Origin of the sequence: Alienimonas sp. DA493 (assembly GCF_043951915.1) — a bacterium.
In the GTDB taxonomy this organism is placed as follows: domain Bacteria; phylum Planctomycetota; class Planctomycetia; order Planctomycetales; family Planctomycetaceae; genus Alienimonas.
In genome coordinates this window covers 1-5120 of the sequence record NZ_JBINJD010000244.1, presented here as the reverse complement: position 1 = coordinate 5120, position 5120 = coordinate 1, and the positions used below count along the sequence as shown (strand labels likewise).

The 5120-nt window shown below is 75.4% G+C and carries 6 protein-coding genes; all 6 read left to right on the top strand.

The window, feature by feature from the left end; all coding sequences use genetic code 11:
- Window positions 1–75 precede the first annotated feature (75 nt).
- Window positions 76–336, top strand: coding sequence for a hypothetical protein (locus tag ACG2DA_RS21605; protein WP_395258601.1), 261 nt, complete (start codon window positions 76–78; stop codon window positions 334–336).
- Between the two features lie 98 nt (window positions 337–434).
- Window positions 435–641, top strand: a complete 207-nt coding sequence (locus tag ACG2DA_RS21600; protein ID WP_395258599.1) for a hypothetical protein — start codon at window positions 435–437, stop codon at window positions 639–641.
- A gap of 95 nt (window positions 642–736) precedes the next feature.
- Window positions 737–2161: a hypothetical protein gene (locus ACG2DA_RS21595; protein ID WP_395258597.1), complete on the top strand. Its 1425-nt coding sequence runs from the start codon at window positions 737–739 to the stop codon at window positions 2159–2161.
- Between the two features lie 41 nt (window positions 2162–2202).
- On the top strand, window positions 2203–2628 hold the full coding sequence (locus ACG2DA_RS21590) for a hypothetical protein (protein ID WP_395258595.1): 426 nt from the start codon (window positions 2203–2205) through the stop codon (window positions 2626–2628).
- Window positions 2629–2740: 112 nt separating this feature from the next.
- Entirely contained in the window at window positions 2741–2902 is a 162-nt protein-coding gene (locus ACG2DA_RS21585; RefSeq protein ID WP_395258593.1) for a hypothetical protein, read from the top strand.
- 1577 nt (window positions 2903–4479) lie between these two features.
- Window positions 4480–5120: transposase (locus ACG2DA_RS21580; RefSeq protein ID WP_395258592.1), on the top strand; the 641-nt coding region annotated here is incomplete at its 3' end.

The window sequence follows — 5120 nt, the reverse complement described above, 5'->3', positions numbered from 1 at the left end:
CCTGGCCGGCGTGGCCGAGGCCCTCGACCCGCTCATCGCCGACGCCCCCCGCCGCCGCGTGCTGCGGAGCCCGCGATGAGCGGCGCCGTGCAGGAACTGTTCGTTTCGCCCGACGGGACCGCCCGCGGGTTGTACGGCGAGCTGATCGACGCCGGCGCGCTCGGCGACAGCGCCGTCGTGCGGGCCAGTCACGTCGAACCCGCCCCCGGCGGCGGGTGGACCGCGGACCTCTCGCCGGTCGGCGGGCCGGCCCTCGGGCCGTTCCCGCTCCGCAGCGCCGCCCTCGCAGCCGAGGCCGACTGGCTCACCCGCAACCTGCTGAACAAGCCGGGCTGACCGCCCGGCTCCACCAACGTCTTCCCCCGAAGCGGCGGATCGGCCCAGCGCCGACCCGCCGCTTTTCCTTTTCCCCACTGCAAGAACAGGAGCTTTCCATGCCTCAGCAAGAACTGAACCGCCGGATCGCCGCGGCGACCGGCGAGAGCGTCGGCGCGATCGCCCGCCTCGGCTTCCAGCTGGACGGCCCGGCGGCGTTCGCCCACCCCGACGACGACCTCGGCCCCATCGACTGGGACGCCGAACAGGCCCGCCGGCGGACGAACCCGGCCCGCTGCGGCCGCGGCAAGGTCGCCTTCCACTGAGCCCGCGGTCGTCCGCTTCACGACCGGCGGCGGGTTCGTCCCCGCCGCCGGCCTTTTCGTCTCACCCGCCGATTCCCGAACCTCTAGGAGGCCTCATGCCCCCGCTCATCCTGCCCCGCCGGACGCTGCACGGCTTCCGGCTCGTCCTCAAGAAACATCTGTCCCTGAAGCGTCGCGACGCCGGCCCGCCCGTCCGCGTCCACGCCGGCGCCGACGGCGGGGTCCGCCTCACCGCGGTCGCCCCGGACGGCCGGGGCGTCAGTCTCGGGATTCCCGGGAGCCGCCCGCCGGCGGACCTCGTCCTGCCATTCGATGTCTTGGCCGAGGCCGGCGCCGCGAGGGCCGGCGACGTCGCCCTCGCCGAGGCCGACGGCAGGGCGGCCGTGGTGGCGAACTGGGACGAGAAGGGCGTCCCCCGGTCCGCCCGCCGCGCCGTCGAGAAGACGGACCGCGACCGAGCGAACCAGTTCGCCCCACCCGCCGTGGAGGAGTTTCACGACCCCGGCCCCGGCTTCGCCGCGGCGTTGCGATCGGCCGTCGCCGTGACGGACGCGGAGTCGACCCGCTACGCCCTCGGCTGCGTGCGGCTGGACCCGCACGCCGGGCGGGTCGAAGCCACCGACAGCCACTGCCTGCTGATCGCTCGGCACTATGCCTTCCCGTGGGAGCAGCCCGTCCTGCTGCCCGCCCCGCACGCTCTGGGCTGTTCCCAGCTGAAGGACGCGGAGGTCCGCCTCGCCCGCGTGACGGACGGCCCGAAGGTCCCGCTGGTCGTCCTCTCGGCCGGCGACTGGACGCTGTGGGCGCCGGAGGCCCGGGACGCCCGCTTTCCCGACCTCGACCGCGTCGTGCCCGGCGGCGGGGGGAAGGCGTCCGTCGTTCTCTCCGAGGCCGACGCGGCGTTCCTCGCCGACCGGCTGGACCGCCTGCCGGGCGCCGGCGACCACCGCCGGCCGGTCACGCTGGAGGTGCGGGACGGCTTGTTCCTCGTCCGGGCCGCCGAGGAAGGCGCCGCGGCGGTGGAGTTGGCGACGGCGTCGTCGGAGGCGCCGGGCGAGGCGGTCGCCGTGGCCGACCGGCGGTTCCTGACCCGGGCCCTCGCCGCCGGCTGCTCGAAGATCGCCCTGCACGGGTCGGAGGAGCCGGTCCGCTGCGACGCCCCCGGCGAGGGCGGGACGACCGTCGTCTTCGCCACCCTCGCCGGCGACGCCGTCCCCGCCGAGGGGGCCGTCCGGCTCGCCGCTGAGGATCCGTCCCCCACATCCGCCGCCCCGGCGGTCGCGACCGTCCCGTTTCGTTCCCCCGACCCCGCCCCCGAGACGCCCCGCCCCAAGCCCGACGCCCCCGCCGCCGATCCCGAGGCCCTCCTCGAACGGGCGGCCGCCCTGACCGCGACCTTGTCCGAGGCGGCGCAGCAGGCCCGCTCCCTCGCCGCGGACCTCCGCAGGCTCAAGAAGCGGGACCGGGCCGTCGCCAGCGCCCTCGACGGCCTCAAGCGGCTCGGCGGCCTCGCCGCGTAGCCGCTCACCGTCCCCACCCTCTCATTCACAGGAGGTACGCCATGTTGAAGATGAACTGCGGCCTGAGCCGCAAGATCGGCCAGCCGGACTACGGCAGCCGCGGGGCCCAGGTCCACCTGGAGGTGGAGCTCTCCGCCGAGTTGTTGAAGGACCCGGAAAAACTCCGCCGGCAGATCCGCGGGTGCTTCGGCGTCGTCCGGCAAGCCGTCGACGCAGAGTTAGGCGTCGATGAGTCCACCGAGGAACCCGCCCGCCTGCCGGGGGCGGCGCCGGCTTCCCGACCCCCGTCCGACCCGCCGAGCACCCCGAAGCAGGTGCGGGCCCTGCACGCCTTCGCCCGCCGGGCGGGGGCGGACCTGGCCGCCGAGCTGCGGCGGCTCGGCGTGACCGACGCCGCCGCCCTCTCCCGCCGGCAGGCCTCCGGCCTGATCGACGGCCTAAAAGAGCGAGCCGGCGACCGCCGCTGACTTACCTCGCCCTCCCCCGAACCCCCGCGGTCGTCCCGGCGGGGGGCGGCCGCGGGTCGTTCCGTCCCCGCTGATCCCGATTCCCCCTTCTCCAGCGACTCGAAAGATCCCCATGTCCCTGTTCGTCCCTCCGTCCCTCGACCGCCCCGCCGTCGGCCTGGCGCTGGCCCTCCTCCGCCCCGCCGCCCGCGTCGTCTGCCGCTCCGCGGTCGCCCTGGCCGCCGTCGGTCTGGCCACCGGTCCCCTCGGCCGCGGCCTCCGCCGCGGTCGGTGACGTTCCCGCCGCCGGTTCGCCGGCGGCCGCCCCCCCCGCGCGTGCGGGGGGCCTTTTTTAGGTCCGACCCGGGAGCGGTCGCGGCCCCGTCACGCCCCGGCGATCGTTCGCGGCGACGCCGCGCCGGGCTCTCGGTCGCCCTCCCGCCGGCCCCGACGCGGGCGTCCGAAGTTTCGGACGCGGCCGGCGTTCCCCGGACGGCGGCGCCGGTCATGGCGCCGGTCATAAGGGGCGGTCCCGGAGCGAATTGAGTTTTGCCGCCTTCGATCCATGCCGTTGACGCTAGCCGGATAGGACCGTGCTCAGAAACGCGGCCGTGGTTTGCTTACCTCAGATCCGCGCTCACCGGATTGCCGACGCCGCCCGCCGTCCGGGGGCGGGCGGGGCTCCCGCGTGGGCGGGTCTCGGAGGGCTTGAATCGACCCGCAGCGTCCCCGCTCCCGGTCGTGCGATTCACGGCGTCGGGCCGCGGTTTCGGACAATGCGAAGGTTCGTCGAACGCTCCCGCCGACCGTCCCTCTCCCGCGGGTCGTACGGAGCGCCTGAAGAGTTGGGCGAAACGATTCCCGCCCCCTCCGCTCTACACTGGCAGACCGAAATCGGGGTTCTGCGGCGAGAAGCGGTGAATTGATTCCCACTCCCCCTCTGTAGCAAAACACGGGATTAGAGAAGGCGGCGTGCGGAGCGAGACGCCGCCTCGGTCATCGACCGGTCCTGAGTCTGACCTGCGGCGGCGGCCGGCCTGAAGGCCGAAAAGCGAAGGGAACTAGCGGATCAATCGGCACGCCCCTTGGCGAACCGAGGTCTTCGCGGTCGCGGCGTGCGGGGCGGGAGGCCCGCCGGCGGACCGACGGGACGAGACCGGCCGGCGGCGGCCGTCCGGCCGGGGCTCGATCAGCGCGTTCCCCGACGGGTCGGAACGGAAGGCCCCCCGAGTCCCGCCCCGCCATGACGAAGTCGGAGTTCGCCGTCGTGCCCGGCGTCCGCGGGTGCGGACCGCCCCCGCCGGGCGAACCGACCGCCGAACGGAAGCGGCCGAGGGGTGAAGTGGGGGGCGGACGCCCGTGGCGGGATCGCGGAGGCCGAAGAGTCCGGACCGCCGACGCCTGTCTACTCCGCGCCCCGCGAGGCTAATTCTCCAGGGCGGACCCTGTCCGAAAAATTCGGACGTCTCCAGAACGCCCGCCGTTTTCCGCGGGGGAGGGGACGACTCACACCGCCGGCCGACCGCCGCGTCCCGTCGCCGACGGCAGCGTCCTCGTGTCGCCGCCGGCGGGGCCGGGGCCGCGAGCGCCCCGCACGGCGGAGTTTAATGCGCGCCCTGAGAGCGCACCCGCTGTGACACGCGACACGATGCCGCACCCTTCGATCGCGGCGTTCTGGACCACGTCGACACCCCCTCGGCCCTGCGTTTTAGGAGGTAGGGCCGCTCCGGCCGAGCCGCGGCGGCGGGCGGTCGGCCCCCGCCGGTCGGCGACGTCCCGGACTCGACTCCGCCCGGGTCGCCTACTATTGCGCTTCGCCGCCCCGGCGGGGGACGCCGGGGCGGAACGGACTTCGACGAGCAGGAACGCGGGATGACGGACGCCGGGGAGGTCGCCACTGACGAGGGGGAGAACGACCGCCGGGACCGCGAGCTCGCCGCGGTCGCCGAGCGGATCGCCCCCCGCTTCGGCCGCCGCGAACTGCGGGGGCGGGCCGGGCGATACCTGCGGGCCCTGGCCGCCGTGACGGGGCGGCCGACGGGTCGGCAACTGGCCGCGGCGGCCGGGGAGCCGACGCCGATCAACCTGCAGCGGTTCCTCGGGCGGGCCCGGTGGGACGCGGACCTCGTCCGCGACGACCTGCGGGACTACGTCATCGACCGGCTGGCCGTCCCCGGCGAGGCCGGCCGGTCCGTCCTGATCGCCGGCGTGGCTCGGTTCCGGAAGAAGGGGACGAAGTCGGCGGGAGTGGCGAAGGTCCGGGTCGGGGCCCGGACCGTGAACTGCCAGACCGCCGTCTTCTTGGCGTACCGCACGCCCCGCGGCTGCGCGCTGATCGACCGGACCCTGCTCCTGCCGCCGGAGTGGGCGTGGGACCCCGCCCGCCTCGCGGCCGTCGGCGCCCCGGACACGCTCCGCTATGTGCGACTCGGGGTCGTCGCACCCGCGGGGCCGGCCGACGCCGCCCGGGCGATGATCCGCCGGGCCTTGGACGCCGACCTGCCCTGCGGCTG

What these genes read in the sequence shown, in the direction of transcription:
- ACG2DA_RS21595 (WP_395258597.1), top strand. Translation starts at nt 737, where the DNA reads ATGCCCCCGCTCATCCTGCCCCGCCGGACGCTGCACGGCTTCCGGCTC.
- ACG2DA_RS21590 (WP_395258595.1), top strand. Translation starts at nt 2,203, where the DNA reads ATGTTGAAGATGAACTGCGGCCTGAGCCGCAAGATCGGCCAGCCGGAC.
- ACG2DA_RS21605 (WP_395258601.1), top strand. Translation starts at nt 76, where the DNA reads ATGAGCGGCGCCGTGCAGGAACTGTTCGTTTCGCCCGACGGGACCGCC.
- ACG2DA_RS21600 (WP_395258599.1), top strand. Translation starts at nt 435, where the DNA reads ATGCCTCAGCAAGAACTGAACCGCCGGATCGCCGCGGCGACCGGCGAG.
- ACG2DA_RS21585 (WP_395258593.1), top strand. Translation starts at nt 2,741, where the DNA reads ATGTCCCTGTTCGTCCCTCCGTCCCTCGACCGCCCCGCCGTCGGCCTG.